The 17,793-nt window shown below is 62.0% G+C and carries 15 protein-coding genes; 8 read left to right on the plus strand and 7 right to left on the minus strand.

The features are described from left to right. The first annotated feature begins 151 nt into the window (after nucleotides 1–151). The 5 genes from fba (at nucleotide 152) to BOH68_RS17070 (ending at nucleotide 4,200) form a co-directional block, all read left to right on the plus strand. A complete protein-coding gene (fba, locus tag BOH68_RS17050) occupies nucleotides 152–1,216 on the plus strand; it encodes a class II fructose-bisphosphate aldolase (protein WP_077379931.1) in 1,065 nt (354 codons plus the stop codon). Nucleotides 1,217–1,370: 154 nt separating this feature from the next. Then, entirely contained in the window at nucleotides 1,371–1,745 is a 375-nt protein-coding gene (locus BOH68_RS17055; RefSeq protein WP_077379929.1) for a translation initiation factor Sui1, read from the plus strand. A gap of 74 nt (nucleotides 1,746–1,819) precedes the next feature. Next, nucleotides 1,820–2,269 carry a YbaY family lipoprotein gene (locus BOH68_RS17060; protein ID WP_077379927.1) on the plus strand — a complete coding sequence of 150 codons (450 nt, stop codon included), beginning with the start codon at nucleotides 1,820–1,822 and terminating at the stop codon, nucleotides 2,267–2,269. 34 nt (nucleotides 2,270–2,303) lie between these two features. Then, nucleotides 2,304–3,224, plus strand: a complete 921-nt coding sequence (locus BOH68_RS17065; protein ID WP_077379925.1) for a nuclease-related domain-containing protein — start codon at nucleotides 2,304–2,306, stop codon at nucleotides 3,222–3,224. A 139-nt stretch (nucleotides 3,225–3,363) separates the two neighbouring features. Next, a complete protein-coding gene (locus tag BOH68_RS17070; RefSeq protein ID WP_077379923.1) occupies nucleotides 3,364–4,200 on the plus strand; it encodes an ATP-grasp domain-containing protein in 837 nt (278 codons plus the stop codon). Nucleotides 4,201–4,303: 103 nt separating this feature from the next. Here the strand turns inward: BOH68_RS17070 and BOH68_RS17075 are convergent, their stop codons facing one another. The 7 genes from BOH68_RS17075 to BOH68_RS17105 form a co-directional block, all read right to left on the minus strand. After that, nucleotides 4,304–6,055 carry a BCCT family transporter gene (locus BOH68_RS17075; protein WP_077379921.1) on the minus strand — a complete coding sequence of 584 codons (1,752 nt, stop codon included), beginning with the start codon at nucleotides 6,053–6,055 and terminating at the stop codon, nucleotides 4,304–4,306. Between the two features lie 358 nt (nucleotides 6,056–6,413). Then, nucleotides 6,414–7,751 carry a deoxyguanosinetriphosphate triphosphohydrolase gene (locus BOH68_RS17080; RefSeq protein ID WP_077379919.1) on the minus strand — a complete coding sequence of 446 codons (1,338 nt, stop codon included), beginning with the start codon at nucleotides 7,749–7,751 and terminating at the stop codon, nucleotides 6,414–6,416. 224 nt (nucleotides 7,752–7,975) lie between these two features. After that, the gene (ntrC, locus tag BOH68_RS17085) at nucleotides 7,976–9,385 is read right to left on the minus strand and encodes a nitrogen regulation protein NR(I) (protein WP_077379917.1); all 1,410 of its coding nucleotides are present in this window, start codon (nucleotides 9,383–9,385) and stop codon (nucleotides 7,976–7,978) included. Further along, nucleotides 9,382–10,461 (minus strand): nitrogen regulation protein NR(II), encoded by a 1,080-nt coding sequence (glnL, locus tag BOH68_RS17090; protein WP_077380022.1) that lies wholly within the window; start codon nucleotides 10,459–10,461, stop codon nucleotides 9,382–9,384. Before glnL ends, ntrC begins: the two co-directional genes overlap by 4 nt. Before the next feature lie 313 nt (nucleotides 10,462–10,774). Further along, nucleotides 10,775–11,416 (minus strand): DUF4124 domain-containing protein, encoded by a 642-nt coding sequence (locus tag BOH68_RS17095; protein ID WP_240499632.1) that lies wholly within the window; start codon nucleotides 11,414–11,416, stop codon nucleotides 10,775–10,777. A gap of 417 nt (nucleotides 11,417–11,833) precedes the next feature. Continuing rightward, nucleotides 11,834–13,240, minus strand: coding sequence for a glutamate--ammonia ligase (gene glnA / locus BOH68_RS17100; RefSeq protein WP_065392424.1), 1,407 nt, complete (start codon nucleotides 13,238–13,240; stop codon nucleotides 11,834–11,836). Continuing rightward, nucleotides 13,233–13,526, minus strand: a complete 294-nt coding sequence (locus tag BOH68_RS17105; RefSeq protein WP_136939534.1) for a hypothetical protein — start codon at nucleotides 13,524–13,526, stop codon at nucleotides 13,233–13,235. The genes glnA and BOH68_RS17105 overlap by 8 nt, the downstream gene beginning before the upstream one ends. A 373-nt stretch (nucleotides 13,527–13,899) precedes the next feature. Here BOH68_RS17105 and typA point away from each other — a divergent pair, with 373 nt between their 5' ends. The 3 genes from typA to rnk all read left to right on the plus strand — a co-directional run bounded on the left by typA (nucleotide 13,900) and on the right by rnk (nucleotide 17,791). Next, nucleotides 13,900–15,708 (plus strand): translational GTPase TypA, encoded by a 1,809-nt coding sequence (gene typA, locus BOH68_RS17110; protein ID WP_077379915.1) that lies wholly within the window; start codon nucleotides 13,900–13,902, stop codon nucleotides 15,706–15,708. A 626-nt stretch (nucleotides 15,709–16,334) separates the two neighbouring features. Beyond that, a complete protein-coding gene (locus tag BOH68_RS17115; RefSeq protein ID WP_077379913.1) occupies nucleotides 16,335–17,225 on the plus strand; it encodes a WYL domain-containing protein in 891 nt (296 codons plus the stop codon). 152 nt (nucleotides 17,226–17,377) lie between these two features. Further along, nucleotides 17,378–17,791, plus strand: a complete 414-nt coding sequence (gene rnk, locus BOH68_RS17120; protein ID WP_077379911.1) for a nucleoside diphosphate kinase regulator — start codon at nucleotides 17,378–17,380, stop codon at nucleotides 17,789–17,791. The last annotated feature ends 2 nt before the right edge of the window (nucleotides 17,792–17,793 follow it).

The raw sequence follows: 17,793 nt of genomic DNA on the forward strand, positions 1-17,793 counted from the left end.
AGGTCCTCATCGACTGTCCCGGTACCCTGAGCCAGCCACATGCCCGGGGTACCCGGTAACTGGGTCACGGTAACAGGGCCATCCTCTGCCTGCGGCACAGGGTGGCCAGACGCTACTCCCTTTTCCATTCCCCAAGAAGACAGGTGATGTCATGGCATTGATCAGCATGCGCCAGATGTTGGACCACGCAGCCGAGTACGGATACGGCATTCCCGCGTTCAACGTCAACAACCTCGAGCAGATGCGCGCCATCATGGAAGCCGCCGACCACACCGACTCTCCGGTGATCGTCCAGGCCTCTGCAGGCGCTCGCAAATACGCCGGCGCGCCGTTCCTTCGCCACCTGATTCTGGCCGCGATCGAGGAATTCCCGCATATCCCGGTGGTCATGCACCAGGATCACGGCACCTCGCCAGCCGTCTGCCAGCGCTCCATCCAGCTGGGCTTCAGCTCGGTGATGATGGACGGTTCGCTGGGGGAAGATGGCAAGACCCCGACAAGCTACGAATACAACGTCGATGTGACCCGTCGCACCGTCGAGATGGCGCATGCCTGTGGCGTGTCCGTCGAAGGCGAACTGGGTTGCCTCGGCTCGCTGGAAACCGGCATGGCCGGTGAAGAAGATGGCATCGGTGCCGAAGGCAAGCTGGATCACGACCAGATGCTGACCGACCCCGAAGAAGCCGCCGACTTCGTCAAGAAGACCCACGTCGATGCCCTGGCCATCGCCATCGGCACCTCCCACGGTGCCTACAAGTTCACCAAGCCGCCGACGGGTGACACCCTGTCCATCCAGCGCATCAAGGAAATCCACGCCCGCATCCCCGAGACTCACCTGGTGATGCACGGCTCTTCCTCCGTGCCGCAGGACTGGCTGGAAATCATCAACGAATACGGTGGCAAGATTCCGGAAACCTACGGGGTTCCGGTCGACGAGATCGTCGAAGGCATCAAGCACGGCGTGCGCAAGATCAACGTCGATACCGATCTGCGCCTCGCCTCCACCGGCTCCATCCGTCGTTTCATGGCCCAGAACCCGTCTGAATTCGACCCGCGCAAGTACCTGAAGGAATCCGTGAAGGCGATGCGCGACATCTGCATCGCACGCTACGAAGCCTTCGGTGCTGCCGGCCACGGCAGCAAGATCGACCCGATCAACCTCGAAGCGATGTTCGAGCGTTACCACCGTGGCGAGCTGGACCCGAAGATCAACTGATCTGACGGCCATGCGCACGACGGCATGAACGAAAGGCGGCCCGCAGGGGCCGCCTTTTTTTGACGCATCAGGGTGCCGCTGCCGACGCGCACGGGTATCCTTTCCTCAGACACCGCCGACAACGCATCATTTTTCTGGTACCGCAGGAGACATCATGGCCTCGCTCAAGGATCAACTTTCCGGGCTTGTCTATTCCACTGAACACGGCGCCACCTGCCCCGAATGCCGCCGCGCCGAAGCCGACTGCGAGTGCGCGGACCTCGCCGAGCGCGAACGGCTCGACAGCCTCGATGGCGTGGTGCGTATCCGCCGCGAGACCAGCGGCCGCAAGGGCAAGGGCGTGACCACCGTGAGCGGGATTCCGCTGGCGGAGAAGGAACTCAAGGCGCTTGCCAAGACTCTCAAGCAGCGGTGTGGCACCGGCGGCAGCCTCAAGAACGGTATCGTGGAGATCCAGGGCGATCACCGCGAGACGCTCAAGACCGAGCTGACGCGACGCGGCTATACCGTCAAGCTGGCCGGCGGCTGAACCTGCACGCCCCGGCATCCGTCTCATCAGACATCTCGGTTGGCGGCGTATCGCCGACCGCACAAGGGACCTCCATGCTGAAACTCTCCATGCCTCATCCTTCCCGCTCTCTGGCCATCGGCGCACTGCTGCTCGGCACGCTGGGGCTGGCGGGCTGCATGACCGGCCCTGACTTCGCTCAGCTGGAGGCACGCGTGGTGCCACAGCAGGCCTTCCAGGCACCGGGTGATGCGCTACTGGAGGTCCGCCTGGTGGATATCTCCAGAGCCGATGCACCGGCCAACCTGATCGCCAGCACCCGCTTCGGCGGTCTGCGCCAGGGGCCTTTCCCGGTCAGCCTGCAATATGATCGCAATCCCATCGAGGATGGCCATCGCTATGCACTGCAGGCCGACGTGCGCAGTGACGGCAAGCTGTACTGGATCAATGACAGTGTGGTGCCAGTACTGGACACTACCCACAACGCAGCGCAGGGTGAGGTCGAGGTGCCGATCGTGCCGCTGCCACGTGCGCTGGGCCACTGAATACGCTCCCCTCTCCTGTAGATAGGACATCCCGATGGATTGGCTGGAATACCTGTTACCTGTCTTCTTTCTCACCCCGCTGGGCGCCATCGCGCTGGTGGTGCTGGGCATGCGCGGCCTGCATGAGCGCCGCATCCAGTCACCCCTGACCCGCCGCCAGCTGCGCGAGCCGGGCCAGAGCCTGCGAGACCGCCTCGATGACGCCTTCCAGTCATTGTTTCTCGATGGCGCACTGGGACCGCTCATCACACTGAGCCCGCTGATCTATGGCATGGGACGCATGGTGTTCGGCGAAGAGCAGAACTGGCTGGAGTGGGCGGGCTATGGACTGGCCTGCGCGCTGTTCGTGCTGATCTTCGCGCTGCGCCTCACCCGCCACTTCCAGCGCATTCGCAAGTTGAAGCTGGGGCTGGCCTGCGAGCTGTCCATCGGCCAGGAGCTGGATCAGCTCATTCGCCCGGAGCAGTTGAGCAGCGTGGTCTATCATGACGTCCCCGCCGACGGCTTCCATATCGACCATCTGGTGCTCACGCCGCTCGGTGCCTATGCCATCCGCACCAAGGCGCGCTCGCGTCCGCTGGATGCTCTGGGAGCGATCAAGAACGAGGTCAAGCTGGAGGATGGGCGCCTGCACTTCCCCGGTGGGCGCGAGCGCAAGCCGCTGCGCGAGACACGCGTCGCGCGTGACTGGACTGCCGCCTGGCTCAAGCGCGAGTGTGGTGTCGAGGTACCGGTACACGGCATTCTGGCGCTGCCGGGCTGGCAGATCATCCGGCGTGGTGAACAGCGCAAGGGCGACCCGGACGTCGTCAATGGCGAAGGGCTGGCCGAGTGGCTCAGCACCCATTGCATGACCCCGGAGGATGGCTGCCCGGCGCTGGATGAGGCACTCAAGCAGCGCATCAACGAGGCGATTCTGCTGCGGGTACAGGCCGAACGCATGGAAACGCCCTAGGCCAGCGACTGGCGGTCTCCCATCCGCCCGTCACAAGGACTTGCCAAGCGGGCCGGCGCGACGTTAAATACGCGCCGGTCCAGCCCTGGCTCCTTGATCGCGCCATCGCAATGATGGCGCTTCTGGCGACATATCCCCCATGAAACTCATCACCTTCGACGCATTTCGCACCCTCGGTATCGCCGGCGTTCGCTACATCAAGCCGGAACGCATGCTGGATCACCTCGACGAGATCCGCGCCGCCGACATCCTGCTGTTTCCCGAATACTGGCAGATCACCACCCTGGTCTACGGCCTGGGAAAACGCATCTTCCCGAGCCTGCCCAGCTACGCCATCGGCCACGACAAGGTCGAGCAGACGCGCGTCTTTCAGGCCATCTGCCCGGACAATGTGCCGCCCACCGAGATTCGGGGTGCCAGCCGTCAGGCAATCGACGACATCGAGGCACGCTTCGGCTATCCGCTGATCGTCAAGGAAGTGAAGAGCTCCATGGGGGCCGGGGTGAAGCTGATCCAGTCACGTGGCGAGCTGGAAGCCCACGCAGCCGAGCACCCGGTGCTGTATGCCCAGCCACGGCTGGATATCGATCGCGACCTGCGCATCGTGGTGGTCGGTGGCGAAGTCATCACTGCCTACTGGCGCGTCACGCCGCTGGGCGGCTATCGCTCCAATGTCAGTCAGGGCGGCGAGACGGCCTATGACAACATCCCGGCGCCCGCCATCGAACTGGCGCTGCAGCTGGCCGAGGCGCTGAGTGTCGACCACGCCGGCTTCGATATCGCGATGGTCGATGGCCATCCGATGGTCTTCGAGTTCAATCGTCTGTTCGGCAACCAGGGCATTCAGGACAGTTCACGGCGTATCGGTGCCGCCATCAGTCGCTATCTGGCCCTCGACAATGACGACAAGGACCCGACGCCGCCGGTGCTGACACCGCGCCGCGCCCGCAGCGAGACACTGCAGGAAACCGCCTGAGTCATCGCCCCTGAGACTCACCAGCCCATCATCCAGACGACAGAAAGCCGCCCCTCGGGGCGGCTTTCTGTCGTCGGCGGCCTGATCCTTCAGGCCGGCCGGATCACAGTCGGGAAGGACGGCTGTGCGGGTCGCCTTCGACATGATCCTTGGGCGTGTCCTGCTGCGGCTTGCCCGCCGCAGGCACGTCCTCGTCCGGAATCTCCCAGGTGCCCTCTTCCGTCCAGGGGTCGTCTTCCGGGAATTCCTCGATATTGATCTCCTTGACCGTGTAATCCGGCTGGTAGCGCAGGTCATAGTGCGCGGCGCGCACGATGGAGATGCACAGCAGCAACGCCACCGCCAGCAACGGCACGCCACCGATGATCGAGGCCGTCTGCAGGGTTTCCAGCCCGCCGACGAACATCAGCACGATCGGCATGAACGACAGCGCGAAGGCCCAGAAGAGACGGTTCCAGCGCATCGGCTCCTCATCCACTTCCTTCTGGACCACGGCCGCCAGGATATAGGAGATGGAGTCGAAGGTGGTGGCCGTGAAGATCAGTGCCAGCAGCGTGAAGGCAAAGATCACCACATAGTCCAGCGGCAGGGTATGCAGCATGGCGAAGATGGCAGCGGTCGGGCTCTGCTCGTTGAGTATGGTCACCACGTCCAGCTCACCTGACAGCTGCAGGTACAGGCCGTAGTTGCCCATCACCATGAAGAACAGGAAGCAGCCCATGGTGCCGAAGAACATCGAGCCCGCCACCATCGCGCGAATGGTGCGACCCCGCGAGATGCGCGCGATGAACAGCCCCACGCTGGGCGCGAACACCAGCCACCAGGCCCAGTAGAAGATGGTCCAGTCCTGCGGGAAGTGGGTGTTCTCGAAGCCCTTGAACTCGGCGAACGGCTCAAGCCAGGTCGCCATGTGGATCAGATTGCTCATCACGCGCCCCAGCGCGTCCAGACCGGTATTGGCCATGAACAGGGTCGGACCTGCGATGAAGATGAACAGCAGCAACCCGACCGCCAGCCAGAAGTTGATGTCCGACAGCAGCTTGATGCCCTTCTTGAGCCCCACGTAGGCGCTGTAGCCGAACAGCGCGGTACACACCAGCAGCACGACGACCTGGGTCATCAGCGACTTGGGTACGCCGAACAGCTCATGCACCCCCTCGTTGATCATCGGAGCTGCCAGACCGAGCGTGGTCGCCCCGCCACCCAGCATGCCGAAGACGAAGCTGATGTCGACCAGCTTGCCCAGCCAGCCACGCGCCAGCTTTTCGCCGAGCACCGGCATCAGCGCCTCGGAAATCTTCAGGACACTGTGGTGACGCACGTAGTAGAAGTAGGCGATCGGCACGGCGGGAATCAGATAGATCGCCCACGCCAGCGGCCCCCAGTGGAAGATACCGTAGGCGGCGGCCCATTCCGCGGCCTCCGGTGTCTGGCCTTCCACATGGAACGGCGGCGACTGGTAGTAGTAGACCCACTCGATCATCGACCAGTAGAGGATGGAGGCCCCGATACCGGCGCAGAACAGCATGGCCGCCCACGACACGATCGAGAACTCGGGCTTCTCTTCGGCGTCGCCCAGCTTGATCTGCCCGATATCACTGAAGATGATGTAGATCATGAAGCCACCGGCTCCGACACCCAGCATCAGGTAGAGCACACCCAGCTTGCTGGTGACGAAATTCTTGGCCGCCGATACCCACATCGCACCCTGCTCGGGGAAGATGACCAATGGCAACGTCACTGCCAGCAGCAGAAAGATCGAGCCGAAGAAGGTCGGCTTGTCGATCATGTCGAAGGCCTTCTCTGGCTTGTTCTCCGCGTTGGCAGCGGTTCCTCCGGGGGTTTTCTTGCTCATAAATAAGCCTCGTTTATCGTTATTGCCCTGCATGATAATAGCTTATCATGAATGAAAAGTGACCTGCGCGTTCACACTTCGTACAAAGCTAGTACAACAACTCGATAGGCTACGTAAAGAAAATTTACCGCTTGTCAGCGCAAGGACGTCACGCGAGACAGCAGCCGGCCAGGATCACGTCGACGGAGACATCGAGGAAAAAAGGAAAAGAGGGACGGAGGGACGGAGGGAAAGCGGGAAAGAGGAGTTGCCGGAACAGATGGGGTGCGTGACCGGCAGGAGGCCGGCAAGGCAACGCGGAGATGACACGACTGCCCGGCACGGCTTGCCGGACAGTCGTCATGCTCGAGCGGATGGCTCAGTCGCCGCGCAAGCGGCCACCCATCTCCTGAGCGAGATCCACGGCGAAGTGATCGGTCATGCCGCCGATGAAATCGAGCATGCGCCGGTAACTGCGGTAGAGATCCCAGTCACGCGTCGGGGTGTTCTCGCCGATCAGCGCCAGCACGCGCTGATGCTTGAAGCTGGAGCGCCCCGTGGTGTGCAGCTCATGGGCAGCCCCGATGAAGGCTTCGAGCAGGATGCCCAGCGTGGTGTAGGCGCCGATTTCCAGCTTGGCCTTGCGCTCGTTGCGAAAGATCTTCTGGCGCGCCAGATTCTTGGCTTCCCGCACGCCCCAGCCGAGATCGGGATGACACAGATCCAGCAGGTCCTCACTGAGGGTGCCCGCCAACAATTCCACCTCATGCTGCACGAAGGCCTGGGCCACATCATTGACCGCCCGCTCCATCGCCGCGCCCCTGAGGGCCGCCACCTTGCGCCGCTGTGACGTGCCACGCGCGACCATGTCGTCATACTCCCGCGGCGCGCCACCACTGATGCCGGTCAGAATCTCGTAGACCTCCTCGAACTGCAGTATGCCCATCTCGAGACCATCCTCGAGATCGAGCAGCGCATAGCAGATGTCATCGGCAGCCTCGACCAGCCACGCCAACGGGTGGCGACACCAGCGGCCATCGTCACGCGCCAGCAGCCCGCAGCGCTCGGCCACCTGATCCAGCAGTTCACGCTCACTCTGGTAGCAACCGAACTTGCCGCCTGCCGTGGCGTGCTTCACCGTCCAGGGATACTTGAGCAGGGTGCCCAGCGTCGCCGCCGTCAGGCGCATGCCGCCATGAAACTGGTTGTACTCGATCTGGGTGACGATACGAAAGCCCTGGGCGTTGCCTTCATAGGTCAGCAGGTCTTCGCGCTCGGCCTCGCTCAGGCCTGACAGACGCCCGTGGTCACTGGCGGCCTCTGCGGCAAACCAGTCACGGATGGCATATTCTCCGGCATGCCCGAAGGGTGGGTTGCCGATGTCGTGTCCCAGACAGCCGGTCTGGACGATGACGCCGAGGTCGGCGGGCGTGACCCACTCGGGCAGATGGTCCTTCAACTTCTCGCCGACCATCATGCCCAGCGAACGCCCGACGCAGCCGACCTCCAGGGAGTGGGTCAGACGCGTGTGGATGTGGTCGTTGTCGGTCAGCGGGTGCACCTGGGTCTTGCGACCCAGCCGTCGGAAGGAGCCCGCGAACACGATCCGGTCGTGATCCTTGTGGAAGGGCGTACGGCCCATCTCACGCGATACGGTGCCCGGTGCGTCATGCAGGCGACTCGGCTCCAGCAGTCGTTCCCAGTTCATTGATGACATCAGGCAACTCCTTGGCAGGCGCCCGAGAAACGACGCCGGCGAGCAGACAACGGTGAATGACGGGCAGAAAAAAAGAGAACAGGGATTGTGGCACCCTGTTCTCTTTCTCTCCAGACCGCTGGGCGGTTCTCCTGTCCGCCCAGACGTTTTCTCTACCCGCTCAGGCGGTTCATCACCCGCTCAGTCTGAGAAGGGTGCTCGGGACTGTCTGGCGCCGGGGCGGCTCAATCCTCGGCCAGTGCCGGCAACAGCACCTTGAGCTTGCGCGTCAGCGTGTTGCGTCCCCAGCCCAGCAACTCGGCGGCTTCGCCCTTGCGACCGCCGGTATGCTTGAGCGCCGTCTCGATCAGGATGCGCTCGAAGTCGGGCACCGCCTCTTCCAGCAGATGGGTGTGGCCGGCGGCGAGCGCGCGGTCCGCCCACTCACGGAAGGCACCACGCCAGTCCCCGGACGCGGCCTCGGTGCCACTGACGTCACGCAGTTCCGGCGGCAGATCCTCGACCATCACCTCGCGGCCCGAGGCCATCACCGTCAGCCAGCGACAGGTGTTCTCCAGCTGGCGCACGTTGCCCGGCCAGTCGAAGCGCGTGAGGTGCTTCTCGGCCGCCTCGGTGAGCACCTTGGGGTCCGTGGCCAGCTCGCGTGCGGCTTCAGCGAGGAAGTGCTGCATCAGGCGCGGGATGTCCTCACGGCGCTCTGACAGCCGCGGCAGGTGGACGCGAATCACGTTGAGGCGGTGGAAGAGATCCTCGCGGAAACGACCATCCTCCACCAACGCCTCCAGGTGCTGGTGGGTCGCGGCGATGATACGCACATCCACCTTGACCGGCGTGATGCCCCCCACGCGGTAGAACTCGCCATCCGCCAGCACCCGCAACAGGCGTGTCTGGGTTTCCGCCGGCATGTCGCCGATCTCGTCCAGGAACAGGGTGCCACCATCGGCCTGCTCGAAGCGTCCGCGACGCAGAGCGGTGGCACCGGTGAAGGCGCCCTTCTCGTGGCCGAAGAGCTCTGACTCCATCAGGTCCTTGGGGATCGCCGCCATGTTCAACGCGATGAACGGCTTGGCCTTGCGGGGCGAATGCTGATGCAGCGCCTGGGCGACACGCTCCTTGCCGGTCCCGGATTCGCCGTTGATCAGTACGGTGATGTGCGACTGGGACAGGCGACCGATGGCCCGAAAGACCTCCTGCATCGCTGGCGCTTCCCCGATGATCTCCTTGGTCAATCCTTCCGGCACCACCGCGGGGGCCTTGGATTCCCGCGCGTGCGCCACGGCGCGCCGCACCAGCGCCAGCGCCTCATCCACATCGAAGGGCTTGGGCAGATACTCGAAGGCACCGCCCTGATAGGAGGCCACGGCACTGTCGAGGTCGGAATGGGCCGTCATCACGATCACCGGCAGGTCCGGATAACGCTCGCGGACTCGTGCCATCAGATCGAGGCCATCGATACCGGGCATGCGGATGTCGGTGATCAGCACATCCGGGCACTGTCGCATGATGCTGGCTTCTGCCTGATCCGGGCGCTCGAAGCTTTCCACCTCGAGGTCAGGCTGGGCCAGAGCGCGCTCCAGTACCCAGCGGATGGCGCGGTCATCATCGACGATACAGACGCGTGCAGTCTCGCTCATGAGGGATCTCCAGAAGTGCCGGCAAGCGGGATTAATAGTCGGAATTCGGTATGGCCGGGGCGCGAGTCACACTCGATCAACCCCTGATGCTGGTGCAGGATGCCCTGGGCGATGGAAAGCCCGAGCCCTGAGCCTTCGGCGCGCCCCGAGACCATCGGGTAGAACAGCGTCTCGCGCAGCGCCTCGGGAATGCCCGGGCCGTTGTCGCTGATCGCCAGCTCGCAGACCAGACGATGGCGCTCATGACCCAGCGTGAACTGCCGCCGGGCCCGCGTGCGCAGGGTGATCTCCCACGGCGCCTCATTGCCATCGGCTGATTCGGGCTGCGGCTGCTCGTTGAGGGCCTGGGTCGCGTTGCGCGCGATGTTGAGCACCGCCTGGATCAACTGGCCTTCATCGCCGATGACTTCAGGAAGGCTCGGGTCATAGTCGGCCGTCAGCTTGATGTGATGCCCTTCCGCCGCCAGCAGGGAGCGCACCCGCTCGGTCACCGAGTGGATATTGACCGGCGACTGCAGCGGTGGCCGATTCGGCCCCAGCATGCGATCGACCAGATCACGCAGGCGATCCACCTCCTCGATGATGATGCGCGTGAACTCCACCATCTGCGGCTCCGGCAGATCGCGCTCCAGCAACTGGGCCGCGCCCCGGATACCGCCAAGCGGGTTCTTCACTTCATGCGCCAGCCCGCGTGTCAGCACCTTGACGGCTTCCTGCCGAGCGATCAGCGCCTCCTCGCGGGAGATCTGCATCAGACGATCACGCGGCTCGATTTCCACCAGCAGCTCATTGGCGCTGACCGGGGTCGCGGTGAAGTCCACCGTCAGCGGCTCGTTGGCCGCATTGACGATCTCGGCCTCACGCTGGGTATAGGGATGCTGTTCTTCCAGCGCCTTGCGCAGCACCTTGATGGGCTCTTCATCCAGCCCGGTCAGATGTTCAGGGGAGCTGCCCTTGACGCGCACCAGGCTGACCGCCAATAGCGTCTCGGCCGCCGGGTTCAGCCATACCACGCGCAGCTGTGCATCCAGCACCACCACGGCAGTATTCAGGTGTTCGAGCAGTCGTTGATGCATGCCTTTATCCGCCATTCGCAGTACGTCTCCCTATTCTGCAATAACCGCGCCAGTCTGGTGCAAATGCCGCGTGCATGGCACCCGCGCCGATGCACCTCTTTCGGGCGTCGATTTGAAGCACCATTATGGTGCGCCAAAGGTTCGCACTGCCAACCCGATGCAGCAGACCTGCTCATCAGCGGGCGTGCTGCTGCATCGCGGGCGATACCGTTGCCAGACCTGGCGACAAAAAAGGCCACCCGAAGGTGGCCTGATGACCTGGCGCGCGAGTCACGTGTCGTTCGCAAGCCAGGAGGGCTGTCACCCCCGTCTCTCAGCCACCCCCGGCATTGGCCGGGTTGTTGGGATTGCGCGGGAGATTGACGCTGGCGCGTTGCACGTAGACCACTCGGGGCTCGGTGGTCTGGCGCACTCGTCCGGAGGCATCCAGCAGCTCCGCTTGGATGACGTGCTTGCCACGCTCGAGCCCCGGCACCATGAAGACACTGCTGTTCATGGCCGATTGCGACGGCGCGCCATCCACGGTCACGCGTACCTTGTGCTCGGGACGCAGCTGCGGCTCGATGGCCAGGCGCACCGCCAGGTTGCCGGCCTGCCCCGTAGGCAGCGTCTCTTCATTGCTCGGGCTCTGGATGAAGAAGCGGGTATAGCCACGGAAGCTGACATCCACGGCAGGCGCGGAGGGTCGGCTACGGGAAGCGGTCTCGGACGGGGAAGATGACACGCCACGCGAAGCAGGCGCGCGCGAGGGAGCAGACTCGGTGGAAGGCACCACACTCAGCGGCGTCAGCTTGACCTTGCTGCCGCCCGCCGGCTGATCACTGAACACCACGTTGCCGTTGGCATCCACGTGCCGGTAGACCTGAGCCGCCTCGAGCTCCGCCGAGACGCTGCCCAGGGCCAGCACCGCTGAGAGGCAGAGGCCGAGCGTCGTCATGCCGGACAGGCGAGCCATCCGCCGCATTCCCTTGACCGGCAAGGACCTGCTGTCACCCACTGAACCGATGCCACGCGAAGAAGAAGTGAAGGGCCACATCCGGGAATTCCTGAAGAAGTCATGGGAAGCCAGAAGCGCGCATCCGCTCCTGCCAGTCGTGTCACTCACTCGGACGCTACCAGCGTGCCAGAAGTGACATATCCTGCTGCCAAGTTACAAAGCTTCCCGCGTTGATACCAGCCCTGCTTGTTGCGACGCGACTTTCCGCGACGGGTCGCGGGTCCTGGACAGCCGGGAGTCAGCTCTTGGAGCACATGTCTCAGAAACGAGAACAGGGCCATACCTGTCGGTATGACCCTGTGTGTCTCGCCTCACGCATGCCCCGCGCTCAGACTGCTCCGGGCGGGGCCGTGAGCGACATGCGCGGTCGGTAGATCAGACGCTGTAGTACATGTCGAATTCGAGCGGGTGAGTCGCCATGCGCAGGCGCTGGATGTCTTCGCCCTTCAGCTCGAGGTAGGCATCGATCATGTCGTCGGTGAAGACGCCACCCTGGGTCAGGAACTCACGATCGCCGTCCAGCGCGGTCAGTGCCTGCTCGAGGCTCTCGGCCACGGTCGGAATGGACTTGGCTTCTTCGGCCGGCAGGTCGTAGAGGTTCTTGTCCATGGCATCGCCCGGGTGGATCTTGTTCTTGATGCCGTCGATACCGGCCATCAGCATCGCGGAGAACGCCAGGTACGGGTTGGCCGTCGGATCCGGGAAGCGAGCCTCGACACGCTTGCCTTTCGGGCTGGCGGTGTACGGGATACGGATGGAAGCGGAACGGTTGCGGGCAGAGTAGGCCAGCATGACCGGGGCTTCGAAGCCCGGCACCAGACGCTTGTAGGAGTTGGTGGACGCATTGGTGAAGGCGTTCAGCGCACGAGCGTGCTTGATGATGCCGCCAATGTAGTAGAGGGCCATTTCGGACAGACCCGCGTACTCGTCACCGGCGAACTGGTTGTCGCCATCCTTCCAGAAGGACTGGTGAACGTGCATGCCGGAACCGTTGTCACCGACCAGCGGCTTGGGCATGAAGGTCGCGGACTTGCCGTAAGCGTGCGCCACGTTGTGGATCACGTACTTGAGTTCCTGAACCTCATCGGCCTTCTTGACCAGGGTGTTGAACTTGACACCGATCTCGTTCTGGCCGGCGTTCGCCACTTCGTGGTGGTGAACTTCGACTTCCTGACCGATGGCTTCCAGGGTGTTGCACATGGCAGCACGGATATCGTGGAAGCTGTCGATCGGCGGGACCGGGAAGTAGCCGCCCTTCAGACGCGGACGGTGACCCAGGTTGCCGCCTTCCGGCGTGGAATCGGTCGCCCATGCACCTTCTTCGGAAGAGATCTTGAACATCGCGCCGTTCATCTCGTTCTTCCAGTGCACTTCATCGAAGATGAAGAATTCCGGCTCCGGACCGAAGAAGGCAGTATCGCCCAGACCGGTGGACTTCAGATATTCCTCGGCACGCTTGGCGACGGAACGCGGGTCGCGCTCATAGCCCTGCATGGTGGCCGGCTCGATGACGTCACAGCGCAGCACCAGAGTGGTGTCTTCGGTGAACGGGTCAAGGAAGGCAGTGCCGTCGTCCGGCATCAGGATCATGTCGGACTCGTTGATGCCCTTCCAACCTTCGATAGAAGAACCATCGAACATCTGACCATTCTCGAAGAATTCTTCGTCAACCGTGCGCGCCGGGATGGAGACGTGCTGCTCCTTGCCCTTGGTGTCGGTGAAGCGCAGATCAACCCACTTGACTTCGTGTTCTTCAATCAGGGCAAGTGTCTTCTCAGCCATGGTAATTCTCCGATGGAGCCGGCGGCTCGGTTGCAGTTGGTGTCAGCGTTGTCTGTTCAGGTCTTTCGTTGTCTGTCTTTTTTCTCATGGTCAGCCAATGGATGCCAGCCATGAAGAGGATGACCTGATAATGCATCGAGCGTGCCAGAATGAAGCACACCAGAACATCAACAACAATAACTAACTGAAAACAATGAAGAAATACATGCACCCAAAGATGACATGCTGGATTTTGCAGCGAGAAACATGACCCCACAAGGTGCAGAAAAGAGGATTGCGCAGGCACGAATTATCATATTGGTGCATCAAAAAATGCCTTGGCACCAATATGGTGCACAGCGAGCCATCAGGCCGATCTGACCGGTCACATCAGCCTCACGCTGGCCGCGTCAATTCGAGAGAACTCGCTGTCGATGACGGTCTTTTTCGCTCGTGATCGTCATGGCAGCCCCTGGCCACAAGTTTTTTTTCATCTGTCACAAGCGCGCGGAAAAGACTTGAGAGACAATCATTTGGGCACTTCAGGCCAATCCATGGCTCTCACTGACCCGCCTCGTGAATGCACGATGCTGGCAGGAGGCATGCCATGCCCCCTATAATGCGCCCCAAATCACAAGCGCCCGGTACGCGAGCGCCCATTTTCCGCACAGGTTCCCGTCGTGATCGAGAAACTTCGCAACATAGCCATCATCGCCCACGTTGACCACGGTAAAACTACCCTGGTCGACAAGCTCCTGAGTCAGTCTGGCACCCTGGACCGCAAGGCCGAGGGTCAGGAACGCATCATGGATTCCAACGACCAGGAAAAAGAGCGCGGCATCACCATTCTCGCGAAGAACACCGCGATCCAGTGGAACGATTACCACATCAACATCGTGGATACCCCTGGGCACGCTGACTTCGGTGGCGAAGTCGAGCGCGTGATGTCCATGGTCGATTCCGTGCTGCTGCTGGTCGATGCTGTCGATGGCCCGATGCCGCAGACTCGCTTCGTGACCCAGAAGGCTTTCGCCCAGGGTCTGAAGCCGATCGTCGTCGTCAACAAGATCGACCGTCCGGGCTCTCGTCCTGACTGGGTCGTCGACCAGATCTTCGATCTGTTCGACAACCTGGGCGCGACTGACGAGCAGCTCGACTTCCCGATCATCTACTGCTCTGCCCTCAACGGCATTGCCGGCATGGATCCGGAAGACCTGCAAGACACCATGGACCCGATGTTCCAGTCCATAGTCGACATCGTCGAGCCGCCGAAGGTCGAGCTGGACGGTCCGTTCCAGATGCAGATCTCCGCACTGGACTACAACAGCTACGTCGGCGTCATCGGTCTGGGCCGCATCAAGCGCGGTTCTGTCAGCCCGGGTCAGCAGGTTTCCATCGTCACCAAGGAAGGCGCTGTCCGCAAGGGCAAGATCGGCCAGGTCATGACCCACATGGGTCTGGACCGCGTGCAGACCGACAAGGCGACCGCCGGCGACATCGTCTGCATCACCGGTATCGAGAACCTCGCGATCTCCGACACCATCTGCGACACCGCGACCGTCGAAGCGCTGCCGCCGCTGACCGTCGATGAGCCGACCGTCTCCATGACCTTCCAGGTCAATGACTCTCCGTTCGCCGGTCAGGACGGCAAGTTCGTCACCAGCCGCAACATCCGTGAGCGTCTGGATCAGGAACTGATCCACAACGTCGCCCTGCGCGTCGAACAGGGTGAGACGCCGGAGAAATTCGTCGTTTCCGGCCGTGGTGAGCTGCACCTCTCCGTACTGATCGAATCCATGCGTCGTGAAGGCTTCGAGCTGGCCGTGGGCCGCCCGGAAGTCATCATCAAGGAAATCGACGGCAAGAAGCAGGAGCCGTACGAAGAAGTCATCATCGACTGTGAAGAGCAGCACCAGGGCTCCATCATGGAAGAGCTGGGCTACCGCAAGGGTGAGCTGACCAACATGAACCCGGATGGCAAGGGTCGTGTGCGTCTGGACTTCATCATCCCGTCACGTGGTCTGATCGGCTTCCGTGGCCAGTTCCTGACCCTGACCTCCGGTACCGGCATCCTGACCAGCCGCTTCGATCACTACGGTGACCTGAAGGAAGGCGCAGGCGTCGAGCGTCGCAACGGTGTCATGATCTCCATGGTGCCGGGCAAGGCACTGTCCTACGCCCTGTACACTCTGCAGGAGCGCGGCAAGCTGATCATCGGTCACGGTACCGAAGTCTATGAAGGCATGCTGGTGGGTATCCACAACCGTGCCAACGACCTGGTCGTCAACCCGACCAAGGCCAAGAAGCTGGATAACATGCGCTCCACCGGCAACGACGAGAACATCGTGCTGACGCCGCCGATCCGCTTCACCCTGGAACAGGCGATCGAGTTCCTGGATTCCGATGAGCTGGTGGAAGTCACTCCGCTGCACATCCGTATCCGCAAGAAGTACCTGAAAGAGAACGAGCGCAAGCGCGCCAGCAAGTAAGACGCTGCCCGTGCAGCCCTCCTCCCCAAGTGGAGGGCAAGCTTGAAACGCAAAAGACCCGCCTCCCGGCGGGTCTTTTGCGTTTCAGGCGTTAACAACGCCACTTCCCTAATACTCGAGCATGTCATTGCAGATAGTGCGTCGCCATTAGGGCCGGCAGTTTCCCCCCTCAAACGTCCGTTCCTTGGCCTAACGCGTTCTAACCTCTTAAATGTGAGTCATATCAAGCTTCTGTTGTTGCGCATATCGCAGTGCTGCTCTCTTCCACCCGGCGATAGTGGTTTTCGGATGCGCCAACTTGTTGCCCGTAATGGCCAGAAGCCGCAATAGAAAACTGGAACCTGTTTATATGGCAACAGATTATTTCAATGCGTCACTTTCATGCGACGCAATGAAGTCGCGCCTTTCGCGGACACTGGGGTCAACGCATCCGAACAGGTATCTTCTGCCGGAGCTTTTTTCATGCCTACCCAGCATTTAAGAAGTCCTCAGCCATCACAGGAAGCCCGGAACCGGGTCATCTTCCCGATCATCAATGACGCCTGCCACGCGTTGCCATTGCCAGGGCCCTCTCCAGCAATCTCGCATTTCGGCGCCATAGAAGACCCGTATGAAAGGATTCATCAATGAGCATCAAGGAACGCCTGGAAACCCTGCCCTGGGACACGCTGGCACGCTACCGTCTGATCGAGATCATCGCCCTGTGGGAAGGCCGCGTCACGTCACGTCATCTGGGCAACGCCTTCGGGATAGCACGCCAGCAGGCGTCACGCGTCATGAAGACCTATCGCGAGACCGTCGCCGAACACAATCTTGAATATGATCCCGTGATCAAGGGCTACCGCCCCTCCGCCAATTTTCACCCGATGCTGACGCGGGGTGAGGTGGATGAATATCTGCAGCTGCTCGGCAATCATGACAATCTGAATCCCCACTTCACCGGACTCGGACTCGGTCAGGCCAACACCGAGGCGCTCCGCTTGCCGTCCCGCAGCGCCAGCCCGCCCGTGGTCCGGACATTGATTGAAGCGGCCAGCCAGGGAGCACGCCTGGAGGTCACCTACGCCTCTTTGAACTCCCCTCAGGGGGAAGAGCGTATCCTGTGTCCACATACGCTGGTCTATGCCGCAGGTCGCTGGCATGTGCGGGCCTTCTGTGAGAAGAACCGGGCTTTTCGCGACTTCGTGCTGTCTCGATTCCGCGATGTCCCTGAGCTGTTCGGCGAGGCCCTTGAAGGCAGTCAACGTGAATTCGATGACGGCTGGGAAACCCGGGTCACCCTGCGCCTGGGGGCAGACCCTCGCCTGACGCCAGATGAGCGTGGCCTGATCGAACAGGACCACGGCATGGTCGACGGCGAGCTTCACCTCCCGACTCGCGGCGCCCTCGTCCAGTATGTGCTGCGTGAGCTGGGCATCAATCCGGATTATCTGGATGAGTCGCCCCGTGCGCAGCAATTGGTGGTGTTGAATCATGCCGAGATCAGCGACTGGTTGTTCGTCAGCTCCAGCGCCTGAAACGATGGCTTGCAGGACTATCCAGCGCTGAGTGAAGTTTATATGATGACTTCTGCACACAGTCCTTCGCCTACCCGGCGGAGGGCTGTTTTTTTGGTAACTCGCCAGGCCTTGTCAGCAAGGCGCGGATACCACACCTGACAGGAGGTCACATGGCCACACTTCCCTCGATCATCATCAATCGTCTGGATGCCGAACGCCTCGAGCGCCTGATTGATCGCGTCTCGGCTGCCGACCGCCAGGTGGCGGAACAGCTTGAGGACGAACTGGAGCGCGGCGATATCGTCGAGCCTCACGAGGTGCCCGCCGATATCGTCAGCATGAACAGCCGCGTGGAGTTCACGGATCTGACCCGCCAGCAGACCCTGATACGCACACTGGTCTATCCGCACGCCCTGTCAGACCAGCAGGATGGCCTGTCAGTACTGGCGCCTCTGGGAGCCGCTCTGCTGGGGCTGCGGGTCGGTAGCCTCATCGAGTGGCAGCTGCCGGATGGTAGCCTGCACGAGGTACGCATCGAGGCGCTCCACTACCAGCCGGAAAGCGCGGGCGATCTGCACCGCTGACA

It is taken from the genome of Cobetia sp. MM1IDA2H-1 (assembly GCF_002916775.2).
Lineage (GTDB): Bacteria > Pseudomonadota > Gammaproteobacteria > Pseudomonadales > Halomonadaceae > Cobetia > Cobetia marina.